The sequence below is a fragment of the Comamonas sp. GCA5 genome, assembly GCF_036541385.1.
GTDB lineage: Bacteria > Pseudomonadota > Gammaproteobacteria > Burkholderiales > Burkholderiaceae_C > Comamonas > Comamonas aquatica.
Genome location: NZ_JAZHFR010000004.1, coordinates 1 through 21587, shown reverse-complemented (window position 1 = coordinate 21587; position 21587 = coordinate 1). Strand labels below are relative to the sequence as shown.

At 67.8% G+C, this 21587-nt stretch carries 20 protein-coding genes and 2 pseudogenes; 13 read left to right on the top strand and 9 right to left on the bottom strand.

The window, feature by feature from the left end; all coding sequences use genetic code 11:
- Positions 1–8: 8 nt before the first annotated feature.
- Entirely contained in the window at positions 9–782 is a 774-nt protein-coding gene (rsmA, locus tag SJH88_RS01725) for a 16S rRNA (adenine(1518)-N(6)/adenine(1519)-N(6))-dimethyltransferase RsmA (protein WP_210929834.1), read from the top strand.
- Positions 783–866: 84 nt separating this feature from the next.
- Here the strand turns inward: rsmA and SJH88_RS01720 are convergent, their stop codons facing one another.
- The 3 genes from SJH88_RS01720 to SJH88_RS01710 all read right to left on the bottom strand — a co-directional run bounded on the left by SJH88_RS01720 (position 867) and on the right by SJH88_RS01710 (position 4260).
- Positions 867–1292, bottom strand: a complete 426-nt coding sequence (locus SJH88_RS01720) for a barstar family protein (protein ID WP_042416336.1) — start codon at positions 1290–1292, stop codon at positions 867–869.
- A gap of 128 nt (positions 1293–1420) precedes the next feature.
- On the bottom strand, positions 1421–1819 hold the full coding sequence (locus tag SJH88_RS01715) for a guanyl-specific ribonuclease (RefSeq protein ID WP_420921709.1): 399 nt from the start codon (positions 1817–1819) through the stop codon (positions 1421–1423).
- A 131-nt stretch (positions 1820–1950) separates the two neighbouring features.
- Entirely contained in the window at positions 1951–4260 is a 2310-nt protein-coding gene (locus SJH88_RS01710; protein WP_154163086.1) for an NADP-dependent malic enzyme, read from the bottom strand.
- 270 nt (positions 4261–4530) lie between these two features.
- Between SJH88_RS01710 and SJH88_RS01705 the strand changes: the two genes are divergently transcribed.
- Positions 4531–5532: a Bug family tripartite tricarboxylate transporter substrate binding protein gene (locus tag SJH88_RS01705; protein ID WP_274753445.1), complete on the top strand. Its 1002-nt coding sequence runs from the start codon at positions 4531–4533 to the stop codon at positions 5530–5532.
- Between the two features lie 238 nt (positions 5533–5770).
- Here the strand turns inward: SJH88_RS01705 and SJH88_RS01700 are convergent, their stop codons facing one another.
- A complete protein-coding gene (locus tag SJH88_RS01700; RefSeq protein ID WP_083215372.1) occupies positions 5771–6052 on the bottom strand; it encodes a DUF2061 domain-containing protein in 282 nt (93 codons plus the stop codon).
- A gap of 6 nt (positions 6053–6058) precedes the next feature.
- Positions 6059–6259: pseudogene (locus SJH88_RS01695) on the bottom strand (DUF2061 domain-containing protein); the annotation flags it as partial.
- A gap of 328 nt (positions 6260–6587) precedes the next feature.
- Between SJH88_RS01695 and SJH88_RS01690 the strand changes: the two are divergent.
- The 6 genes from SJH88_RS01690 (at position 6588) to SJH88_RS01665 (ending at position 13584) form a co-directional block, all read left to right on the top strand.
- Complete coding sequence (locus tag SJH88_RS01690; RefSeq protein ID WP_274753444.1) at positions 6588–10232, top strand: PAS domain S-box protein; 3645 nt, start codon at positions 6588–6590, stop codon at positions 10230–10232.
- Positions 10207–11244, top strand: coding sequence for a response regulator (locus SJH88_RS01685; RefSeq protein WP_274753443.1), 1038 nt, complete (start codon positions 10207–10209; stop codon positions 11242–11244). The genes SJH88_RS01690 and SJH88_RS01685 overlap by 26 nt, the downstream gene beginning before the upstream one ends.
- Before the next feature lie 11 nt (positions 11245–11255).
- On the top strand, positions 11256–11786 hold the full coding sequence (locus SJH88_RS01680; protein WP_274753442.1) for a GNAT family N-acetyltransferase: 531 nt from the start codon (positions 11256–11258) through the stop codon (positions 11784–11786).
- Positions 11787–11846: 60 nt separating this feature from the next.
- Positions 11847–12368, top strand: coding sequence for an NUDIX hydrolase (locus tag SJH88_RS01675; protein ID WP_274753441.1), 522 nt, complete (start codon positions 11847–11849; stop codon positions 12366–12368).
- A 136-nt stretch (positions 12369–12504) separates the two neighbouring features.
- Entirely contained in the window at positions 12505–13083 is a 579-nt protein-coding gene (locus SJH88_RS01670; protein ID WP_274753440.1) for a DJ-1/PfpI family protein, read from the top strand.
- A 147-nt stretch (positions 13084–13230) separates the two neighbouring features.
- Entirely contained in the window at positions 13231–13584 is a 354-nt protein-coding gene (locus SJH88_RS01665; RefSeq protein ID WP_274753439.1) for a ribbon-helix-helix domain-containing protein, read from the top strand.
- A gap of 46 nt (positions 13585–13630) precedes the next feature.
- Here the strand turns inward: SJH88_RS01665 and SJH88_RS01660 are convergent, their stop codons facing one another.
- The 3 genes and pseudogenes from SJH88_RS01660 to trxA form a co-directional block, all read right to left on the bottom strand.
- On the bottom strand, positions 13631–13804 hold the full coding sequence (locus tag SJH88_RS01660; protein WP_274753438.1) for a hypothetical protein: 174 nt from the start codon (positions 13802–13804) through the stop codon (positions 13631–13633).
- Positions 13805–14243: 439 nt separating this feature from the next.
- Positions 14244–14594 (bottom strand): annotated as a pseudogene (locus SJH88_RS19740) (nuclease-related domain-containing protein); the annotation flags it as partial.
- A 122-nt stretch (positions 14595–14716) separates the two neighbouring features.
- Positions 14717–15673 carry a thioredoxin gene (gene trxA, locus SJH88_RS01650; protein ID WP_043378462.1) on the bottom strand — a complete coding sequence of 319 codons (957 nt, stop codon included), beginning with the start codon at positions 15671–15673 and terminating at the stop codon, positions 14717–14719.
- Between the two features lie 256 nt (positions 15674–15929).
- Between trxA and purE the strand changes: the two genes are divergently transcribed.
- The 3 genes from purE to SJH88_RS01635 are packed head-to-tail and all read left to right on the top strand — an operon-like array spanning position 15930 to position 18604.
- Entirely contained in the window at positions 15930–16424 is a 495-nt protein-coding gene (gene purE, locus SJH88_RS01645; protein ID WP_042416303.1) for a 5-(carboxyamino)imidazole ribonucleotide mutase, read from the top strand.
- Positions 16421–17596 (top strand): 5-(carboxyamino)imidazole ribonucleotide synthase, encoded by a 1176-nt coding sequence (locus SJH88_RS01640; protein WP_274753436.1) that lies wholly within the window; start codon positions 16421–16423, stop codon positions 17594–17596. The genes purE and SJH88_RS01640 overlap by 4 nt, the downstream gene beginning before the upstream one ends.
- 9 nt (positions 17597–17605) lie before the next feature.
- The gene (locus tag SJH88_RS01635; RefSeq protein WP_274753435.1) at positions 17606–18604 is read left to right on the top strand and encodes an L-threonylcarbamoyladenylate synthase; all 999 of its coding nucleotides are present in this window, start codon (positions 17606–17608) and stop codon (positions 18602–18604) included.
- Between the two features lie 70 nt (positions 18605–18674).
- Here the strand turns inward: SJH88_RS01635 and dacB are convergent, their stop codons facing one another.
- The gene (gene dacB, locus SJH88_RS01630) at positions 18675–20087 is read right to left on the bottom strand and encodes a D-alanyl-D-alanine carboxypeptidase/D-alanyl-D-alanine endopeptidase (RefSeq protein ID WP_274753476.1); all 1413 of its coding nucleotides are present in this window, start codon (positions 20085–20087) and stop codon (positions 18675–18677) included.
- A 167-nt stretch (positions 20088–20254) separates the two neighbouring features.
- On the opposite strand from dacB, the gene tsaB reads away from it, so the two are divergent.
- Both tsaB and rimI read left to right on the top strand, forming a co-directional pair.
- Entirely contained in the window at positions 20255–20953 is a 699-nt protein-coding gene (tsaB, locus tag SJH88_RS01625; protein WP_274753434.1) for a tRNA (adenosine(37)-N6)-threonylcarbamoyltransferase complex dimerization subunit type 1 TsaB, read from the top strand.
- Entirely contained in the window at positions 20953–21459 is a 507-nt protein-coding gene (gene rimI, locus SJH88_RS01620; RefSeq protein ID WP_420921708.1) for a ribosomal protein S18-alanine N-acetyltransferase, read from the top strand. The genes tsaB and rimI overlap by 1 nt, the downstream gene beginning before the upstream one ends.
- Positions 21460–21587: the final 128 nt, after the last annotated feature.

Sequence of the window (21587 nt, the reverse complement as noted above, 5' to 3'; positions counted from 1 at the left end):
TTCTCTGCGTGAAACACATTCCCCGTAAACGCTTCGGTCAGAACTTCCTGACCGACCACGGCATCATCGACTCCATCGTGGCCGCGATCGATCCCAAGCCCGGCCAGCCCCTGGTCGAGATTGGGCCCGGCCTGATGGCGCTGACCCAGCCCCTGGTGGAGCGCACTGGCCAGCTGACCGTGATCGAGCTGGACCGTGACCTGGCCGCACGCCTGCGCAGCAAGCCACAGCTGCGCGTGATCGAGTCCGACGTGCTCAAGGTGGATTTCACCGCCCTGGCAGCCGAACTGGGCGCGCCCAAGCTGCGCATCGCCGGCAACCTGCCCTACAACATTTCCTCGCCCATCCTGTTCCACCTGCTCGAGCATGTGGACGTGGTGCAGGACCAGCACTTCATGCTGCAAAAGGAAGTGATCGACCGCATGGTGGCCGACGCCGGTTCCTCGGACTACGGCCGCCTGTCCGTGATGCTGCAGTGGCGTTACGCCATGGAGAACGTGCTGTTCGTGCCACCCGAGAGCTTTGATCCGCCACCCAAGGTCAACAGCGCCGTGGTGCGCATGGTGCCCAGGGCCCAACCTGCGGCGCTGAACCCGCAGCTGCTGGAAGAGCTGGTGCGTGTGGCCTTCAGCCAGCGCCGCAAGATCCTGCGCAACACGCTGGGCAAATGGCTGGAGGACCAAGGCTTTGCCGGGAGCTTCGACCTGCAGCGCCGCGCCGAAGAAGTGCCCGTGGCCGAGTACGAGGCGCTGGCCGCACAGCTCTCTCAAAAAGAGAGCTGACAACGCATACGCCACCTGCCTCCAAGGCCGATGCGAGGCATAAAAAAGCGCCCCGTAAGGGCGCTTTTTTGTGGGCATCACGCCTCAAAGGAAGGAGTAGAAGCAGCGGAAGGCAATCTTGCGCTCAGCCCAGTAATCCGCCGCATCGCGGAAGCAGTCCAGAAACTGCTCGCGCACCTCCTTGTCGAACTTGTGCGCGATCGGCAACTGGTCCAGCACCACCACAAACCCAGGCTGGGGTCCAGCCTTGTGCAGCGGATCGGTCAGGCAGTCGTACAGGGCGTCAAAGTTCTTGCCAAAGTGGGCGGGAAAGTGGAATTGCACCGCAATCAGGTCCAGGGCGTCCTGCTTGGTCTGTGCGTGGGCCAGGTTGGCGTAGAGGAAATGCTGGCCGGTGGCCTGGGCGGCCTGCTGCAGGTCGCTGATGCGGAACGCACGGATGGACTGCACGATGTTGCTGCGCACACCACGCAAGAGGTTTTGAGGTTCGGGACAAGACGAAGTGTCCATCTCCGGAGTTCTTTCTATCGATCGTAGGTGCCCACACAAAGTTGGGGCAGAAGGTGTGATGGAGAGCGCGCTAACCCACAAGTTCCCCAACGCGGGATGGCTGCGATTCCAGTCCAAGTCAAGTGAACTCATGGCGTGATCTTCCGAAAACTGTTGTAGTGGTCGCTGGTGTAGTAGCAGGCTTCGGGCTGGTTTGGGGGCGTGCCACCGCAGACGATGCGCCGCGCGCCGCGGTCGCGGGCCCAGGGTGTCTTGACGGTGTATTCCCGGTAATACCCCCGCGGGGAGGCCGGCAGCAGGCGCTCCCGATTGCCAAACACCGAGCCATCCTTGTCGTAGGGAAAAGGGCCGCCCTGGAAAATCAAGCGATAGGTGGTGCGCGCTTGCGAAGGCAGCTCTGCCAGAGCCACCGACTCCAAGGGCAATGCCCCCCTGGCCTGCGCCAGTGGCATCCCCCCGGCCAGCGCCAGACCCACCGCCATGGCCCCAACGGCCCGCAACACGCGCCGGATGGTCGCATCCCGCATTACGCAACACCTTTCAGAAGTCCTGGCTCCGCCCAGAAAATCGACCGCAAGTGTGACCCAGCCCCCTGCAAATTGCAAGAAAAAAGGGCCGATTGCCACCAGCAATCAGCCCTTTCTTGATGCAGACCGGCTCAGCGTGCGGCGTTCGCGTCCGCAACGGTCAGCGCCGTCATGTTCACGATGCGGCGCACCGTGGTGCTGGGGGTCAACACATGCACGGGCTGGCTGGCACCCAGCAGCACCGGACCGATGGCGATACCACCGCCGGCCGCCTGCTTGAGCAGGTTGTAGGAGATGTTGGCGGCATCGATGTTGGGCAGCACCAACAGGTTGGCGGAACCCGTCAACGAGCTGTTGGGCATGAGCTTGGCGCGCGCCTCGCCGTCCAGCGCCACATCGCCGTGCATCTCGCCATCCACTTCCAACCAGGGCGCCTGCACGCGCAGGAGCTCCAGGGTCTGGCGCATCTTGATGGCGCTGGGCTGGTTGCTGGAGCCGAAGTTGGAGTGGCTCAGCAGCGCCACCTTGGGCTTGATGCCGAAGCGCATCATTTCCTCGGCGGCCATCACGGTGATCTCGGCCAGTTGCTCGGCCGAGGGGTCGTAGTTGACGTGCGTGTCGACCAGGAACACCTGGCGCTCGGGCAGCATCAGGCCGTTCATGCAGGCGTAGGTGGTGGCACCGGCCTTCTTGCCGATCACCTGGTCGATGTAGTGCAGGTGGATGGCAGTGTTGTTCCAGGTGCCGCAGATCAGGCCGTCGACCTCGCCCTTGTGCAGCAGCATGGAGCCGATCAGCGTCAGGCGGCGGCGCATCTCGATCTTGGCGATCGGGGCGGTGATACCTTTGCGCTCGGTCATACGGTGGTAGGTCTGCCAGAAGTCGCGGTAGCGCTCGTCGTGCTCGACGTTCACCACGTCGTAATCGCGCCCTTCTTCCAGGCGCAGGCCGAACTTCTCGATGCGCTGGGCAATGATGGCCGGGCGACCGATCAGCGTGGGGCGGGCGATGCGTTCATCGACCACGATCTGGGCCGCGCGCAGCACGCGCTCCTCTTCGCCTTCCGAGTAGGCCACGCGCTTCTTGGCGGCCTTCTTGGCGGCGGTGAAGATGGGCTTCATCACGGTGCCGGAGGCATAAACGAAGGTCTTGAGGTGCTCGCGGTAGGCATCCATGTCCTGGATCGGGCGCTGGGCCACGCCGCACTCGGCCGCGGCCTTGGCCACGGCGGGTGCCACGACCAGCATCAGGCGCGGATCGAAGGGCTTGGGAATCAGGTACTCGGCACCAAAGCTCAGGCTCTGCCCGACGTAGGCAGCCGCCACCTCTTCCGACTGCTCGGCCTCGGCCAGGGTGGCAATCGCGTGCACGGCGGCGATTTCCATCTCGGTGGTGATGGTGGTGGCGCCGCAATCCAGGGCCCCACGGAAGATGTAGGGGAAGCACAGGACGTTGTTGACCTGGTTGGGGTAGTCCGTGCGGCCGGTGGCGATGATGGCGTCGTCGCGCACGGCCTTGACGTCTTCCGGCAGGATTTCGGGGTTGGGGTTGGCCAGGGCGAAGATGATGGGCCTGGCCGCCATCTTGGCGACCATGTCCTTCTTCAGCACGTTGCCGGCGGACAGGCCCAGGAAGGCGTCCGCGCCTGCGATCACTTCTGACAGGGTACGCAGGTCGGTCTTTTGCGCAAACAGCGCCTTGTCTTCGTCCATCAGCTCGGTACGGCCTTCGTAGACCACACCGGCGATGTCGGTGACGAACACGTTCTCGCGCTTCAGGCCGACTTCCAGCAGCAGGTTCAGGCAAGCCAGGGCGGCCGCACCGGCGCCCGAGGCCACCAGCTTGATCTCGCCGATGTTCTTGCCCGCGACCTTCAGTGCATTGACCATGGCCGCCGCCACGGTGATGGCCGTGCCGTGCTGGTCGTCGTGGAAGACGGGGATGTTCATGCGCTTGCGCAGTTCGCGCTCCACGAAGAAGCACTCGGGCGCCTTGATGTCTTCGAGGTTGATGGCGCCGAAGGTGGGCTCCAGCGCGGCGATCACGTCGACCAGCTTTTGCGGGTCTTTCTCGTTGATCTCGATGTCGAACACATCCACGCCGGCGAACTTCTTGAACAGCACGCCCTTGCCTTCCATCACTGGCTTGGACGCCAGCGCGCCGATGTCGCCCAGGCCCAGCACCGCTGTGCCGTTGGAGATCACCGCCACCAGGTTGCCGCGGCTGGTGTACTTGAACGCGGCCGCAGGGTCCTTGACGATCTCTTCACAGGGGGCCGCCACACCGGGCGAATAGGCCAGCGCCAGGTCGTGCTGGTTGGCCATGGGCTTGGTGGCCGCGATGGCGACCTTGCCGGGCTTGGGGAACTGGTGGTACTCAAGGGCGGACTGGCGCAGCAGCGCGCGCTTGTCGGGCAGGGCGGGGGTGGTGTTCTCGGACATGTCGTCTCGTCTCCCAGGACGCTGATAAATTGATTGCACTCCGGCGGCTGGCCGTGTTCAATCTTTGGAATTGAGCGATCCATTGTAGGTGGTTGCTATCAAAACCACGGCTTATCCAGTACTGGGGGCGGGTCAAACACCTGCAACCAGAACATGCCCAATCCAGCAGCCCCGCATGCGTGCAAACAGACGGCCTGACCGGCCGCCACGGCGCGTTTTGCCGATATGCTGGCCACCATTAACAACACTAACCACGAATTAGGAGAACTAATGCCTCACTTGGCTCACTCTTTGGCGGGCGGCTGGCGCGCAGCCCTGGGCGCGGTGGCACTGGCGGCCACCGCCTGGACGGGCGCCGCCCACGCGGCCGATGCCTACCCCAGCAAACCGATCACGCTGGTGATCCCGTTCTCGCCCGGGGGGTCGACCGACATCCTGGGCCGCCTGCTGGCGCAGAAGCTGAGCGAGAGCCTGAACACTTCGGTGGTGGTGGAGAACAAGCCCGGCGCCAACGGCACGATCGGCGTGGACCGCGTGGCCAAGTCCGCACCCGATGGCTACACCATCGTGCTGGGCGATGTGGGCGGCATGTCCATGGCCCCCGGCCTGTACCCCAAGCTGCCCTACAACCCGCTCAAGGACCTGGCCCCCATCAGCCTGGTGGGCCGCAGCCCACTGGTGCTGACGGTGGGTCACAACAGCCCGCTGAAGTCGCTGGCCGACCTGACCGGCACGGCCAAGGCCAACCCCGGCAAGCTGAACTACCCCTCGTCCGGCACGGGCGGCCCCAACCACCTGGGCGGGGCGCTGTACGCCATCCAGGCGCAGGTCAACGTGACGCACGTGCCCTACAAGGGCAGCGCCCCGTCCGTGGTGTCGCTGGTGGCGGGGGAAACCGATTTCGGTTTCCTGACGGCCGTGACCATCAACTCGCAGCTCAAGGCCGGCAATGTGCGCGCCCTGGCCGTGGCGCACAACACGCGCCTGCCCGCCATGCCCGAGGTGCCCACCATGGATGAGGCCGGCCTCAAGGGCTTCACCGCCGACGCCTGGTTCATGGCCGCCGTGCCGGCCGGCACCCCCCAGCCCATCATCGACCGCCTGTACCGCGAGATCGCCAAGATCCTGCCCCAGGAGGATGTGAAGGCCAAGCTGGACGCCGTGGGCGTGCTGCCTTCGGGCCTGTCGCCCAAGGAGTCGGCGGTGTTCCTGAACAGCGAAATCAGCAAGTGGCGCGAAGTGATCAAGACCGCCAAGATCACGCTGGACTGAGGCTGCGCCGCCCGCGCGCCCATCCACCCTGCACGCCCTGGTGTGCAGGGTTTTTTTATGAGCAGGTTACGCTCAATCTGAAAGGATTTGCGGTAGTTTTGTATCGTAAAGCCTGATTCATCAAGCGCTGCGCGCTTCCTTTTTTAGCCGTGGCAAGGCGCCAGGCCGGCCAGCCGCTGCACCAGCCATTGGGCAAACCGGGTCCATGTTGAGATAGGCATCGTGGGCTCCCGGGGGTTCAAGCGCTGTGCTGCAGCACGCTGCGGTGGCCGCAGACCGGCAGCTGGGGGCCGGCTGCCGCCGCAGCGCACGGCCCTGCCGCGGACGGACGGCGCTGCGCCTGGCGCTCCCACAGCGTCTCGTGCAGGTAGAAGAACAGCATCTGCACCGTGGGCTCCAGCAGGCTCAGCGTCAGGGCGGCCACCCAGTCGCCGGTGACCGCATAGGCCACACCCGCCGCCACCACCAGGTGCACCCCGTAGTAGCTGACCGTCTTCAGCAGGGTGCGGTAGCGTGCCATCGGCACCCGGGCCCAGGCCTTGTCGTGCAGGAAGTAGGCTACCACCTGGACCGAGGGCTCCAGCAGGCTCAGCGTCAGGGCCGCCAGCCAGTTGCCGGTGACGGCATAGGCCACGGCGGCGGCCACCACGATGTGCACGCCGTAGTAGCTACCCGCCTTCAACAAGGCGGTGGCGTGCTGGCGCAGCAGGTGGTGCAGGGGGGACATAGCGGCTCCTCGGTCAGATCACAATGCAGAAATGATAGCTGTTACCAATTAAAAATTGAATTCGATAGTTTCAATGCCTGCCATACACCGTCCCTATGCCACACCTCGCAGGCTGTGGGCAGGACGCCGCCCTAAAGCGTGACGGTTTGTGCGTCAATTCCATCCGCTTGCCCAAAGCGGGCATGATGTGCGCTTTACGCTCTCACCGTGCGCAACCATGTGGATACGCCTTCTGCCTGACCCAGATCTCTACGTACCCATGCAATGGGCCTGGATGAACCCTTGGCTGGTTGCCATTTCAGTTGGAGTCGCTATTTGCAGCGCCTTCATGGCACTGCACATGTCCGCACTGACGCGCAGTGCCAGCCAGCGCTTCACACGCGTGCTGGCGCGGACATCGGGGGCTTGTTCTCTGGGCGGTGGCATTTGGAGCATGCACTTTATTGGCATGCTGGCGTTTGCACCTTGTGCCAATGGCATTTTTTCGCCCTTGTACAGCGCCCTGTCGGTCACGCCCAGCCTGCTGGGAGCCTGGTGGGTGATGCACGAGTTGCAGCGCCCCGCCACCCGTGGCCTGCGCCTGTTGGGCGGTGGCAGCCTGTTTGCAATTGGCGTCGCTGCCATGCACTTCGGCGGCATGACCGCTTCGGACACCGCCAGCTACACCTACTACGCCCCGCAAGGCTTGGTGTTGGCCATCGTCGTCGGAGTCGGCCTGGCCACCCTGGCGCTGGCAGTCCATCAGCGGCTGCTGCAATCTGGCGCCCGCGTCCTCTACGCCACCCTGCTCAGTGGCAGCTTGCTAGGCCTGTCGGCGGCAGGCATGCACTACGCCACCATGGGCGCCATCTACCTGCCCGCCGGACTGGAGGTGGCTCCCGACCCCACGGCCCCCAATTACTGGCCGGTGGTCATCGTCACAGCCGCGGTTTGTCTGGCCCTGTGCCTGCTGGTGCTGGGGGTCAACCTGGGTGTGCGCAGAAACCAGCTGTTTGCCCAAATCCGCCGCAGCGAAGCACGCCTGCGCGCCGTGGTCGACACCGCAGTGGACGGCATCATCATGATCGAGGGCGATGGCCGCATCTGCGCCTTCAACCCGGCGGCCGAGCGCCTGCTGGGCTGGTCCGCCGCGGAAGTCCTGGGCCGCAACGTCAGCATGCTGATGCCGCCGCCCGACCAGCAGGCGCACGACGGCTACCTGCAGCGCCACCTGCGCACGGGGGCCACCAGCATCATCGGCTCCGGGCGTGAGGTGCACGCCCTGCACAAGGAGGGCGAACAGGTCGCCGTGCGCCTGGCCGTGGGCCGCGTGCAGACCGAGGGGCCACCCCTGTTCGTCGGCTTTCTGACCGACATCCGCCAGCGCCGCGCCATGGAGGCCTCGCTGCGCCACAGCGAGGAAAAGCACCGCACCCTGATCAGCAACATACCCGGCGTCACCTTTCGTCGCGCGGGTGGTGGCATCTGGCAGCCGATGTTCCTGAGCAAGCCGGTGGAAACGCTCACCGGCTGGCCCGCCGAGGCCCTGCTGTCGCAGCCCCAGCGCATGGAGGCGCTGGTGCTGCCCCAGGACATCCCCGGGCTGACCGAGGCCGTGTACAGCGCCATCGATGCCGGCCTGGCCTACAGCCACGAGTACCGGCTGCGCCACCGCGATGGCAGCGTGCGCTGGGTGCGCGAAAGCGGGCGCGGTGTGTACGACGAGGACGGGCAGCTGCGCTGGATCGACGGCGTGCTCATCGACCACACCGAGGCCAAGGCGCGCAACGCCGAATTCGAAGGCACGGTGACCGCCATCAACCGTGCGGTGGCGGTCGTCGAATACAGCCTGGACGGCCACGTGCTGCACGCCAACCAGAACTTCCTCGACATGTTCGGCTACAGCCTGGACGAGGTGCAGGGCGAGCATTACCACCTGTTCTGCCTGGACACCCCGCAGTGCCACGCCGAGACCTCCCTGATGTGGCAACAGCTGCAGCGCGGGGACTTTGTCAGCCTCGAATGCCAGGCGCGCGTCAAGCACGGCGAGCTGCTGTGGGTGCAGACCACCTTCAGCCCCATCCTGGACGCCTGTGGCAAGACCTTGCGCATCACCCAGCTGCTGACCGACATCACCGCCAGCCGCACCCTGTCCGAGGCCTTGCTGCAAGCCAAGGAAAAGGCCGAGGCAGCCGCCGCCGCGCGCAGCACCTTCCTGGCCAACATGAGCCACGAAATCCGCACGCCGATGAACGCCATCATCGGCTTCTCCGAGACCCTGCTGGACACCCCGCTGGGCGCCACCCAGCAGCGTTACGTGGAGACCGTCTACCGCTCGGCACGCTCCATGCTGCGCCTGCTCAACGACATCCTGGACACCGCCAAGCTGGACAAGGGCGCGGTGCAATTGGAGGAAGAGGACTTCGTGGTGGCCGACGTCTGCCACCTGGTGGTCGGCACCCTGCGCATCCAGGCGGAAAAGAAGGGGCTGCACCTGCTGCTGGATATCCAGCCGCAGGTGCCGGCCTACCTGCGCGGCGATGCGATGCGCATCCAGCAGGTGCTGACCAACCTGATGGGCAATGCCGTGAAGTTCACCGAGCGCGGCAACGTGCTGCTGGAGGTCGGCTACCACCAGGGCATGCTGCAGCTGCGCGTGCAGGACACGGGCATCGGCATCGCCCAGGAAAAGCTGTCGCACATCTTCGACCCGTTTGCGCAGGCTGATGCGTCCACCACCCGCCATTACGGCGGCACGGGCCTGGGAACCACCATCTCGCGCCAGCTGACCCAGCTGATGGGCGGCCAGATCAGCGTGCGCAGCCAGCTGGGCGCCGGCACGGAATTCCTGGTGCAGCTGCCGCTGCCGGCCGGGCAGGCGCCGGAGCGCCGCCTCCCCGCGGCCCACAGCGCCACGCTGCCCGCCCTGCGCATCCTGGCGGTCGACGACGTGCCGCAGAACCTGGAGCTGCTGCAGGTCGTGATGCAGCGCTACGGCCACAGCGTGGCCCTGGCCCACGACGGGCACGAAGCCGTGCGACTGCGCCAGACCCAGGACTTCGACCTGATCCTGATGGACCTGCAGATGCCCCACATGGATGGCCTGGAGGCCGCCCGCAGCATCCGCCACTGGGAGGCCACACACGGCCAGCGCCACATACCCATCATCGCCCTGTCAGCCAGCGTGCTGGCCCAGGACCGGCAGAACTCCGACGCGGCCGGCATGGACGGCTTTGCGACCAAGCCGCTGGAGCTGCCCAAGCTGATGGCCGAAATGGCGCGCGTGCTGTCCGAACACCCCCCCGCCACACCTGCCGGCGCAGCCCTGCAGGCGGCTGCCCCCGTGACCGCCTCGGCCTACCCGCTGGACGGCAGCGTGGCCGACTGGGACGCGGGGCTGGCGCTCTGGGGCGGGGTCGAGCCCCTGCGCGCCGCCTGGACCCGCTTTCTGGGCGAGCAACAAGGCCGCACCCAGGAGCTGCGCCAGCTGGTGCAACTGGGCGACTGGGGCGCCATCCGCAGCACCGTGCACCGCATGCGCGGCGCCGCCGGCAACCTGGGTCTGCAGCCCCTGCAGGCCCTGCTGGCCCAGATGGAGCACGATGCCCAGCACCAGGACCGCGCCGCGCTGGAGCCCCAGCTGCCGCAACTGGCCACGGCCCTGGCCCAGGTAGAGGCCTTGCTGCGCGCCAGCGCACCGGCCGCCACGCCCGCCGCACCAGCACGGGCTGCTGCCACACTGTCTTCCGCGCAGCAATCCCAGGCCCTGACCGCGCTGCGCGCGCTGGGCGAGGCCCTGCAGCAGGGCGAAATCGCCAGCCCGGCCCTGCAGACCCTGCAGCAGTTGCTGCCCGCGCCGGAACTGGCGGCCCTGCTGGAGGCCCTGGATCTGTTTGAATTTGAACGGGCGCTGGAATGCGTGCGTACCCTGTCCACCCGCCTGGAAACCTGTGCCGATGACGAACCCCATGCCCACCTCACCCCCCAGCCATGACGACCGCCGGCCCCGCCTGCTGCTGGTCGACGATGAGCCCACCAACCTGCACGTGCTGCGGCAGATCCTGGGCGATGACTACCGCCTGCAATTTGCCACCGACGGCACCCGGGCGCTGCAGCTGGCACGGCAGCAGCCCCCGGACCTGATCCTGCTGGACATCATGATGCCGCAGCTCAACGGCTACGACGTTTGCCGCCAGCTCAAGGCCCGGCCCGAGACCCGCAGCATCCCGGTGATCTTCGTCTCGGCCCTGTCCGACATGGGCGACGAGGCCGAGGGCTTCGAAGCCGGTGGCGTGGACTACATCATCAAACCCGTGCGCGCGCCCGTGGTGCGCGCACGCATCCGCACCCACCTGTCCCTGGTGCGTGCCGAGGCGCTGCGCCAGTCGCGGCTGCAGATCGTGCAGTGCCTGGGCCGCGCGGCCGAGTACAAGGACAACGAGACCGGCATGCACGTGCTGCGCATGAGCCACTTTGCCCAGGCCCTGGCCCTGGCCATCGGCTGCAGCCCGGAATGGGCCGACGAGCTGCTGCACGCGGCCCCCATGCACGACGTGGGCAAGATCGGTGTGCCCGATGCGGTGCTGCTCAAGCCCGGGCCGCTGAACGACAGCGAATGGCAGATCATGCGCCAGCACCCGGCGATTGGCGCCGAGATCATCGGTGCGCACGAGGACGGCGTCCTGCAGCTGGCACGCACCATCGCCCTGGCCCACCACGAGAAGTGGGACGGCAGCGGTTACCCGCTGGGCCTGCGCGGCACGGCCATTCCGCTGGCCGCACGCATGGTGGCGATCGCCGATGTGTTCGATGCCCTGACCTCGGTCCGCCCCTACAAGCGCGCCTGGTCGGTGGACGAGGCCCTGGCACACATCGCGGACCAGTCGGGCCGGCATTTCGACCCCGACCTGGTGCCGGTCTTCATAGGCTTGCGCCACGAACTGGAAGCCATACGCCAGCGCTGGCGAGACGAGGTGCCCAAGCCCGCCATCGAGGACTGTCTCTGATAATCGCCCCCATGACCGCGCCCACCCTGCCTGCCTCCTGGACGCTGCGCCCGCTGGGCGCGCACGACATCGACAGCCTGCTGCACGTGCAGACGGTCTGCTACGGCGACAGCTTCCTGGAAAGCCAGGCGGTGTTCGCACGCCGGCTGGCCTGCCCCCACCAGTGCTCCATCGGTGTGGTGCGCCCGGGCCAGACCGCGCTGCTGGCCTACCTGGCGGCCTACTGGTCCAACCCCGGCAAGATCACGCCGCTCGATGGCGACTTCAGCGCCCCCGCACCCGGCCCCCACGTGCTGTACCTGCACGACATGTCGGTCCTGCCGGAGCTGAGCGGCCAGGGCGTGGCCCGCCATCTGGTGCAGCACCTGTTTGCCGCGGCGCGCCAGCGCGGCGTGCAGCAGGCGGCCCTGGTGTCGGTCCAGGGCTCACAGACGTACTGGGAACGTCAAGGTTTTTCTGTAAAACCCGTGCTGGATGCACAACAGTCCATGCACCTCGAAACCTACGGTCCGGGCGCCATGTACATGACGGCAGCGCTCTGATTTCTGACAGATGCGGATTTAGCTGACAGGCCAGCCCGACGGGCTCGCGATAATGCCCGCATGCCTAACCGATGGAAACCCAATGTCACGGTCTCGGCCGTGATCGAGCGTGACCAGCGCTTCTTGCTGGTGGAAGAAAACACGGCCGACGGTCTGCGCCTGAACACCCCCGCCGGTCACCTGGACCCCGCCGAGACCCCGCTGCAGGCCTGCACGCGCGAGGTGCTGGAAGAGACCGCCTACAGCTTTGAGCCTACGGCCCTGGTCGGCATCTACATGAACCGCTTCATCCGCACCCGCACCGGTTCGGACATCACCTACATGCGCTTTGCCTTCACCAGCGAGCTGGGCCAGCACCACGCCCACCGCGTGCTGGACCAGGGCATCGTGCGCACCGTGTGGCTGTCGCTGGAGGAGCTGCAGGCCACGGCCCACCTGCACCGCAGCCCCGTGGTGCTGCAGTCCGTGCGCGACTACCTGGCGGGACAGCGCTTCGACGCCCGCCTGATCCAGGCCGACCCCAGCATCTACTCGGTGCCCCAGCCCACCGAACACACCCAGGACCTGCTGGCCCGCCTGTAGACCGGCACGGCCCGGCAGCGGTGGCGCACCCCAGGGGGATGGGTGCGCCGCGGTCCGCTGTAGTAACCCATTAATACCCCCGACCTGCCCGTGACTTCCACAATGAATGGCCACCACAACCATTCCAGGAGACACCATGGCAGCCAAGAAAATTCTGATGATCTGCGGCGACTACTGCGAGGACTATGAAACCATGGTCCCCTTCCAGACGCTGCTGGCCGTGGGCCACACCGTGCACGCGGTCTGCCCCGGCAAGCAGGCCGGCGACCACATCAAGACCGCCATCCACGACTTCGAAGGGGCGCAGACCTACAGCGAGAAGCCGGGCCACAACTTCACGCTGAACGCCAGCTTTGCCGACCTGCAGGTCGCCCAGTACGACGCCCTGGTCATCCCCGGCGGTCGCGGCCCCGAATACCTGCGCAACGACCCCGCCGTCTGCGCGGCCGTGCGCCATTTCTTCGACACCCACAAGCCCGTGGCGGCGGTCTGCCATGGCGCCCAGCTGCTGGCCGGCGCCGGCGTGCTGCGGGGCGCACCTGCTCGGCTACCCGCCTGCCGCGCCGAGGTCGAACTGGCCGGCGGCACCTACGCCGACATCCCCGTGGACCAGGCCCACACCGAGGGCAACCTGGTCAGCGCCCCGGCCTGGCCCGCCCACCCGGCCTGGCTGGCGCAGTTCCTGGCGCTGCTGGGCACCCGCATCAGCCACTGAGTCTGGCGAACGTTCTGCGTGAAAAATGCGTGCAAGGCGCTGCTGGCCTGCGCCAGCAGCTTCTCTTTTTGCGACGGCAAACCCGCATTGACGCGGACCGCCCGCGCGCCCACCATGGCGGCCTGACCGTCCTCCGGGAGCCCCACCATGTGCCAAGTCTTCATCAGCGCGGACCCGCAGCTCTACGCCCACCGCGCGCGCTCGCTGCGCCTGCACGGTGTGGCCACCAGCATCCGCCTGGAAAACCTGTTCTGGCAGGTGCTGGAGGAGATCGCCAGCCGCGACGGCTACACCGTGCCGCAGCTGTGCACCAAGCTCTACGACGAACTGCTGGCCGAGCGCGGCACCATCGACAACTTCGCCTCCTTCCTGCGCGTGTGCTGCACGCGCTATCTGGCGCTGCAGCTGTCGGGCGAGATTCCGCAGGACCGCAGCATCTCCGTGCGCAGCCTGGGCCCCAGCGCGCAGGCCTCGGTGCCTACCGCGGCCCTGCGCCATTGAGTGCCTTTTTGGCCTCTAGTCCATATCCAGTGAGCGCTGGGCGCTCTCATTCCTCCAGCGGCAAGACCTCCACCGTGCGCGGCTGCATGTGGCGGCACTCGGGAAAGCGCTGGCAGCGCCAGAAGTGCAGCCAGGCCCCGTCGTCGCGCGACACGCTGCGGGCCACCAGGGGCGCCGCACAGCGCGGGCAGGGTTCGGTGGCCTGCGGTGTTGTGGGCACAGGCTCCGGGTGCAGCACCGGCTCCGTCCGCCCGGGATGGCGGCTCCACCGCGTCGCCAGCGGGCGTGGTGGCCGCGGGGCCACCGCAGGCGCCGTTGCCGTTGCCGTTGCCGTTGCCGTTGCCGTTGCAGGCACGGTCGCCGGAACGGGAGTGGAAGCGGCGACGCCCCCTCGGCCCGCGCGTGGCGCTGGCGCAGGTGCGCCACATGGGCACGGTGCGTGGCGCGGGTCGGAGCCAGGCGCTGCGCGTCCAGCTGCTGCAGGATGCGCTGCACCGCCTCGGGCGCCAGCAGCTGGGCGTTGAAGCTGCGCACATAGGGCACGACCGCCGCGCCCTGCACCACCTGGGCCGGCATCGCGGTCTTGAACTGGGCCTGCCCGTCAGCACCACCACCGAATGCAGGTGGGCCAGCGGCACGTCCAGCAGCGTCTCCAGGGCCTTGAGGTGGCGCCAGTTCTGGCGCAGCGGGTTTTGGAAGCGCACGCGATGGCGATAAAAGGTCTGCGTCCACTCCTGCTGCCGTTCCGCACCAAAGATCCAGCCCTGCAGGTGCTTGGTCTCCAGCACAAACACGCCGTGCACCGAGACCACCACATGGTCGATCTGCGTGGTGCTGCCATCGGGCAGCCGCAGCGTCATGTCGTGCAGCGCGTGGTAGTGCTGCGGGTCCAGCCCCTGCGCCAGCCAGCGGCGCACCAGGCGCTCGCCCAGCCAGCCCTTGAAGCGTGCGGAGCGCAGCACGCCGGACAACAGCGCCAGGCCCACGGCCAGCAGCAGCCAAAGCCCCATCACGCCGTGAAGTTGTTGCCACATCGCCGCCATGCCCGCCTCCTGCTGTTGTTGCGGCGCCCAGCATAACGGGCACAAAAAAGGAGCCACAAGGGCTCCTCGACCAACGGGCGCCAGGGCGCTCAGTTCAGCGCCATGCTCAGCTTGCGGCGGTAGCTGTTGACCAGGGCCGTGGCCGCGTCCTGCTCGCCCGCGCCTTTGCCCAGCAGCTCGATGCCGCCGGCGCTCTTGCCGGGCACCGCGTCCTGCTTCTTGGGCTTGGGCGGGGTCAGCAGCTCCAGGATGCCGACCAGCAGCTTGCGCGCCGCCTGGCCGTTCCATTCCTTGTCGCGCAGGATGATTTCCAGCAGTTCGTCCATGGACGCGGTCCACTGGCCTTCGGCCGCCAGCACCTGGGCCTTGGCAAAGCGGGTGTCGAAATCGCGCTTGTTCTGGGCGATGGCCGCATCGAACTGCTCCAGCGGCCAGTTGCCGCGCTCGTCCTGCTGCACGAACTGCATGCACTGCAGCCACTGGTGCAGCGCCTCGAAGCGCAGCGCCTGGGGAATGCGCTTGAGCGGCTCGACCAGCAGGCCGGCCGCTTCCTCGTAGCCCCCGGTGGCGATCAGCAGGCGCACATAGTCAAAGCGTGCATCGTCGTTGGCGGGATCGGCCGCAAGGGCCTCGGCCAGCTTCTGCAGCGCGGCCTGGGTGTCGCCGGACTCCAGCATCTGCTGGGCTTCGTCCACTTCGGCCTCGGCCTGCAGCTCACCGGCGCTGGGCAGGTGCTTGTCCAGGAATTCGCGCACCTGGCCTTCGGTCTGGGCGCCCATGAAGCCGTCCACGGGACGTCCACCGACCATCAGCACGCAGGTGGGCACGCTGCGGATACCGAACATGCCGGCGATCTGCTGGTTGGCATCCACATCCACCTTGGCCAGCGTGAAGCGGCCGGCGTACTCGGTCTCCAGCTTCTCCAGCGTCGGCACCAGGGTCTTGCAGGGGCCGCACCAGGTGGCCCAGAAGTCCACCAGCACCGGGGTGGTCATGGAGGCGGTGACCACCTCGGCTTCAAAATTCTCAATGGTGACGTCAATCATGTTGGCAACCCTGTGGCGGAGCGCGCCCAGCGCCCTCCGTGTTAGCGCACCCATGGCGCGGACCCGTCGATTCTCCAGCAAATCACGGCCCCGCCATCTCTGGGTGCAGATGCCTTCAGACGTGGGGGGAGGCGGCGCAATTTCAAGCCTGGGCGGGCTGCACCGCCCCCGCACGACCCTGCACGCGCGCGGGCGCCCCCATAAAAGTAAAATCGCGGGTTCCACTAGGCCGGGCCACAGCCGCCCCACAGAGAACATGAACCCCATCCAGATCGGCGTCGTCATGGGTTCCAGCAGCGACTGGGACACGATGCAGCACGCAGTAGCCATCCTCCAGCAGTTCGGTATCGCTTTCGAAGCGCAGGTGGTCTCCGCCCACCGCATGCCGGATGACATGTTCCGCTACGCCGAAGCTGCGGCCGAGCGTGGTCTGAAGGCCATCATCGCTGGGGCCGGCGGCGCCGCCCACCTGCCCGGCATGATTGCCGCCAAGACCCCCGTGCCCGTGCTGGGCGTGCCCGTGGCCAGCCGCCACCTGCAGGGCGTGGATTCGCTGCACTCCATCGTGCAGATGCCCAAGGGCGTGCCCGTGGCGACGTTTGCCATCGGCAACGCCGGTGCCGCCAACGCGGCCCTGTTTGCCGTGGCCCTGCTGGCCAACGAAGACCCCGCGCTGCGCGCCCAGCTCAACGCCTTCCGCGCCGAGCAGACCGACGCTGCGCGCGCCATGACCCTGCCGGTGAACGCATGAGCCACGCCGACGATCGCGCCGTGATCCTGCCCGGTGCCACGCTGGGCGTGCTGGGCGGCGGCCAGCTGGGCCGCATGTTTGCCCACGCCGCCCAGGCCATGGGCTACTTCACCGCCGTGCTGGACCCCGACGCCACAAGCCCCGCCGGGCTGGTCAGCCACCACCATGTGCGCACCGGCTACGCAGACGCGCAGGGCCTGGCCGAGCTGGCCCAGCTGTGCGCCGCCGTGACCACCGAATTCGAGAACGTGCCTGCGGGGTCGCTGAACCAGCTGGCCGAGCGCCTGCCCGTGTCGCCCGCCGGCGCGGCCGTGGCGATCGCCCAGGACCGTGCGGCCGAGAAGGCCCACTTCGTGAAGTGCGGCGTGCCCTGCGCGCCCTACGCCGTGATCGAGACGGCCGAGCAACTGGCGGCCGTCAACGACGCGCTGCTGCCCGGCATCCTGAAGACCGCGCGCATGGGCTACGACGGCAAGGGCCAGATCCGCGTCAAGACCCGCGACGAGCTGGTGGCGGGCTGGAACGAACTGGGCCAGGTGGCCTGCGTGCTCGAGAAAATGCTGCCGCTGGCGCACGAATGCTCGGTCATCGTGGCGCGTGGCCGCCATGGGGACATCGTCCACCTGCCCGTGCAGCGCAACCTGCACCGCGACGGCATCCTGGCCGTGACCGAGGTGTATGAAGGCAATCTGCCCGCAGCGCAGGCGGAGCAAGCGGTAGCTGCTGCGAAATCCGTAGCTATCGGCCTCGACTACGTGGGCGTGCTGTGCGTGGAATTCTTTGTGCTGGACAACGGCCAGCTGGTGGTCAACGAGATCGCCCCGCGCCCGCACAACAGCGGCCACTACAGCCAGAACGCGCTGGATGTGTCGCAGTTCGAGCTGCAGGTGCGCTGCATGACCAACCTGCCCCTGGTGCAGCCGCGCCAGCACAGCGCCACCGTCATGCTGAACCTGCTGGGCGACCTGTGGTTCAAGCACGGCGACAGCCCCCAGACGCCCGCCTGGGAGCAGATTCTGGCCCTGCCCGGCGCCCACCTGCACCTGTACGGCAAGGTCGATGCCAAGCGCGCCCGCAAGATGGGCCACCTGAACATCACCGCGGCCACGCCCGAGCAGGCCCGCGCCACTGCGCTGAAGGCCGCCGACATCCTCGGCATCCCGGCGTTTTAAGGAACTGACGTGATTCTGGATGGAACGCTGGACGCCTCGGTGCAAGCCGCCGCGCGGGCCCTGCAACAAGGCCAGCTGTTGGGCCTGCCCACCGAAACGGTCTACGGCCTGGCCGCCGACAGCGACAACGACGCCGCCGTGGCGCAGATCTTTGCCGCCAAGGGGCGCCCGGCCAACCATCCGCTGATCGTGCACGTGGCCGACGCTGCGGCCATCACCCGCTATGCCCAGGCCGTGCCGGTGTTTGCCCAGCAGCTGATCGACGCGTTCTGGCCGGGGCCACTGACCCTGATCCTGCCGCGCCTGCCGCAGGCAGCCAAGGCATCCACCGGCGGCCAGGACAGCGTGGGCCTGCGCTGCCCCAGCCACCCCGTGGCGCATGCGGTGCTGCAGGCCTGCCAGCAGCTGGATCCGCCGGTCTGGGGCGTCTCCGCCCCCAGCGCCAACAAGTTCGGCCGCGTCAGCCCCACCACCGCCCAGCACGTGGCCGCCGAGTTTGGCGACGCGCTGCTGGTGCTGGACGGTGGCGCCTGCGAGGTCGGCATTGAATCGACCATCGTCGACTGCACGCGCGGCGTGCCCGTGCTGCTGCGCCCCGGCGCCATCACGCGCGACGACATTGAACGTGCGTGCGGCACCCGGCCACTCTCGAAAGAAGAGCTGCCTGCGCAGACCCCACGAGCGTCAGGCACACTTTTGGCCCATTACGCACCGAATGCCAAGGTGCGCCTGATGGACGCCGGGCAGTTGCAGTCCGCCCTGGACCTGCTGGGCCCCGAGGGCCGGCACATCGCCGTCTACCACCGCAGCCCGCTGCGGTCCGCCAGCCGCGCCATCCACCTGCGCGCCATGCCCGGCGACGCCTTGGCCACGGCACGCGAGCTGTTTGGCACGCTGCGCGACTTTGACGAACTGGGCGTGCGGCTGATCTGGATCGAGACCCCGCCCGACAGCGCCGACTGGGAAGGCGTGCGCGACCGCCTGCAGCGCGCCGCTGCGGCCGGCTGACGCCCCCCAAGGCTGTGGAGCCACAAAAAAACCGGCCTGGGGCCGTTTTTTTCTATCCCGGGTCCACGGCTCAGCGTTGTGCCACGGCCGCTCCGTCCTGGGCCACCCAGTCCACCAGGGCATCCAGCACCGGTCGGGCGGCCCCGGCATTCGGGTGGTTGACCATGGCCACCAGCACATAGCGCTGGCCGCTGTAGCCATGCACATAGCCCGCCAGGCTGTTCACATCGCGCAACGAGCCGGTCTTCAGGTGGGCGTTGGCGCTGGCCTTGCTGCGGCGCAAGGTGCCATCCGTGCCGGAAATCGGCAGCGAGGCCACAAACTCCGGCATCACCGCCGAATGCCAGGCCGCCTGCAGCATGCGCCCCAAGGCCTGGGCGCTGATGCGGGCGCCACGGCTCAGGCCCGCGCCGTTGTCCACCACCGGCATCTCGGCCGCCGCCCAGCGCAGCTGCCACCACTGGGACAGGGCCGTGCGCCCGGCATCAAAGCTGCCCACGCCCATGCGCTCCTTGCCCAGGGTCAGCAGCAGCTGCTGCGTCATCACGTTGTTGCTGAACTTGTTGATGTCGCGCACCACCTCACCCAGCGCGGGCGAGACGCTGTCCCAGGCAGGTTTCAGGCCCGGCGGCACCTGGCCATCGCGCACGCGGCCGGTGATCTGCCCGCCCATGCTGCGCCACATGCCCTCTATGGCCCGCGCGGCAAAGCGCTCGGGGCCAGCCAGGGCCACGGGCCAATTTTTGTCGCCACAGCTGGCCGGGTAGCGGCCCAGCAGCTGGATGCGCTGCGGGTCGCTCCAGTCGGCCTGCAACTGGGCGCGCCAGTCGCCGCAGGCCGTGCCGGCCGGGGCCAGGGGCACACTGGCCGGCGCCTGCACGCCCGCCATCGGCAGCTCGTAATGGATGCGCGCCACGCCCGCGGCCGGGTCCGGGATGAAGCCCAGCACCTGGGTCTTGTAGTTGATCAGCAGGGCGTCGGGCCCGGCGTTGTAGGGCCTAAAGGGTTCATTGTCAAAGGCCGCCGCATCGTGGCCAGCCACCTGGAACGCGCTGTGGTCCAGCACCACATCGCCGACGATGACCTTGACCCCCATGCCCTGCAGGCGCCCCAGCAGCAGCCACAGCCGCTCGGACACCAGCTTGGGGTCGCCAGCGCCCTGGATGTAGACCGTGCCCCGGAATGCGCCCTGGTCCACCACGCCGTCCAGATAGACCGGCGTGCGCCAGACATAGGCCGGGCCCAGTTGCTCCAGGGCGGCATAGGTGGTCACCAGCTTCATGACCGAGGCCGGGTTCATCGCCGTGCGGGTCTGCCACGCCAGGCGCACCGGCCGCTGCGCCTCCACCGGCGCGGCATAGATGGACACGGCCTCGCGCGGAATCTGCGCCCGCGCCAGCGCGGCCTCGACCGGCGCCGGCAAGGACTGGGCCAGCGCCCCACCACCGGCGGCGAGCACCCCGCCCGCCACCCCCAGGCGCATGCTGCGCCACCACATACGTTCAGACATAGCCGCAAAGTGTAGGGGCTGCACCGGCCAGCGTGCGCCACGCGGGTTTGCGCCAGGGCCCGCACGCGCGCGCCGCCACCGGCCGATAATTCGCAGCTTTGGCGCCACCGCGTGCGCCCTCTGCCCTGGCCGCCCACCCCATGAATCTGCTTGCCTTCGACACCAGCACCGACACCTTGTTCATCGCCCTGCAGCGCGGGACAGCGCTGTGGCAGCACCAGGCGGCCGGCGGCGCCAACTCCTCGGCCACCCTGCTGCCCAGCATCCAGCAAGGCCTGCAAGCACTGGGCCTGCAGTTCGCGGACCTGGATGCCATCGTCTTTGGCCGTGGGCCGGGGTCCTTCACCGGCCTGCGCACCGCCTGCGCGATTGCCCAGGGGCTGGCCCTGGGGGCCGGCAAGCCGCTGCTGCCCGTCGACACCCTGCTGGCCGTTGCCGAAGAGGCCCGCGAGCAGCATGGCCTGACCGACGTCATGGCGGTGCTGGACGCGCGCATGTCCGAGGTTTACCACGCCGGCTACCGCTGGGCCGAGGGCCTTTGGCACGCCACGCACGCCCTGGGCCTGTGCGCCCCCGAGGCCCTGCAGGTGCCCGAAGGGCTGAGCGTGGTGGGCAACGCCCAGGCCGCCTATGCCGAGCGCCTGGCACCCCAGTCGGCACACCGGGTGGCCCTGCCCACGGCCACCGCCCTGCTGCGCCTGGCGCCACGGCTGATAGCCGACGGTCACTTGGTGGACGCTTCCTACGCCCTGCCGTTGTACATCCGCGATAAGGTGGCCCTGACCACGGCCGAGCGCGAAGCCGCACGGGCCGCCAGCCAACCCGCCCCGCACGCATGATGCACCGCCAGCCCTCGCCGCTCCCCACGCCTGCGGTGCCGCCGCTGGCCCCGCCCTGCGCGCTGCAGCCCATGACCGAGGAGCTGCTGGACAGCATCCTGACCATCGAGAACGTGGCCTTCACCCACCCGTGGTCCCGCGGCAACTTTGCCGATGCGCTGCGCAGCGGCTACCACGCGCAGGTGCTGCTGGACGGGGACACCGTGCTGGGTTACTTTGTCGCCATGCAGATCCTGGACGAGGTGCACCTGCTGAACCTCACGGTCTCGCCGCTGCACCAGGGCCAGGGCCTGGCCCGCACGCTGCTGGGGGCCCTGTGCGACTGGAGCCGCCACACCGCCCACGCCCAGTGGCTGTGGCTGGAGGTGCGCGAAAGCAACCAGCGCGCGCGCCGTTTGTATGAACACTATGGATTTGCCCAGGTGGGGGCGCGCAAGAAGTACTATCCGGTGCACCATGGCGAACGTGAAACCGCCATCTTGATGAGCATGTCCCTATGGCCCTGAACCTCGACACCCGCCAACGCGCCATGCTGCAGGACATGGGCATCACCATCTGGTGGCCCAAGCCCGCAGCGGGGGCACCCGTGCCCGCGGCGCCCCCGGCCGTCGCGGTGGTGGCCGTGGCGGACCCG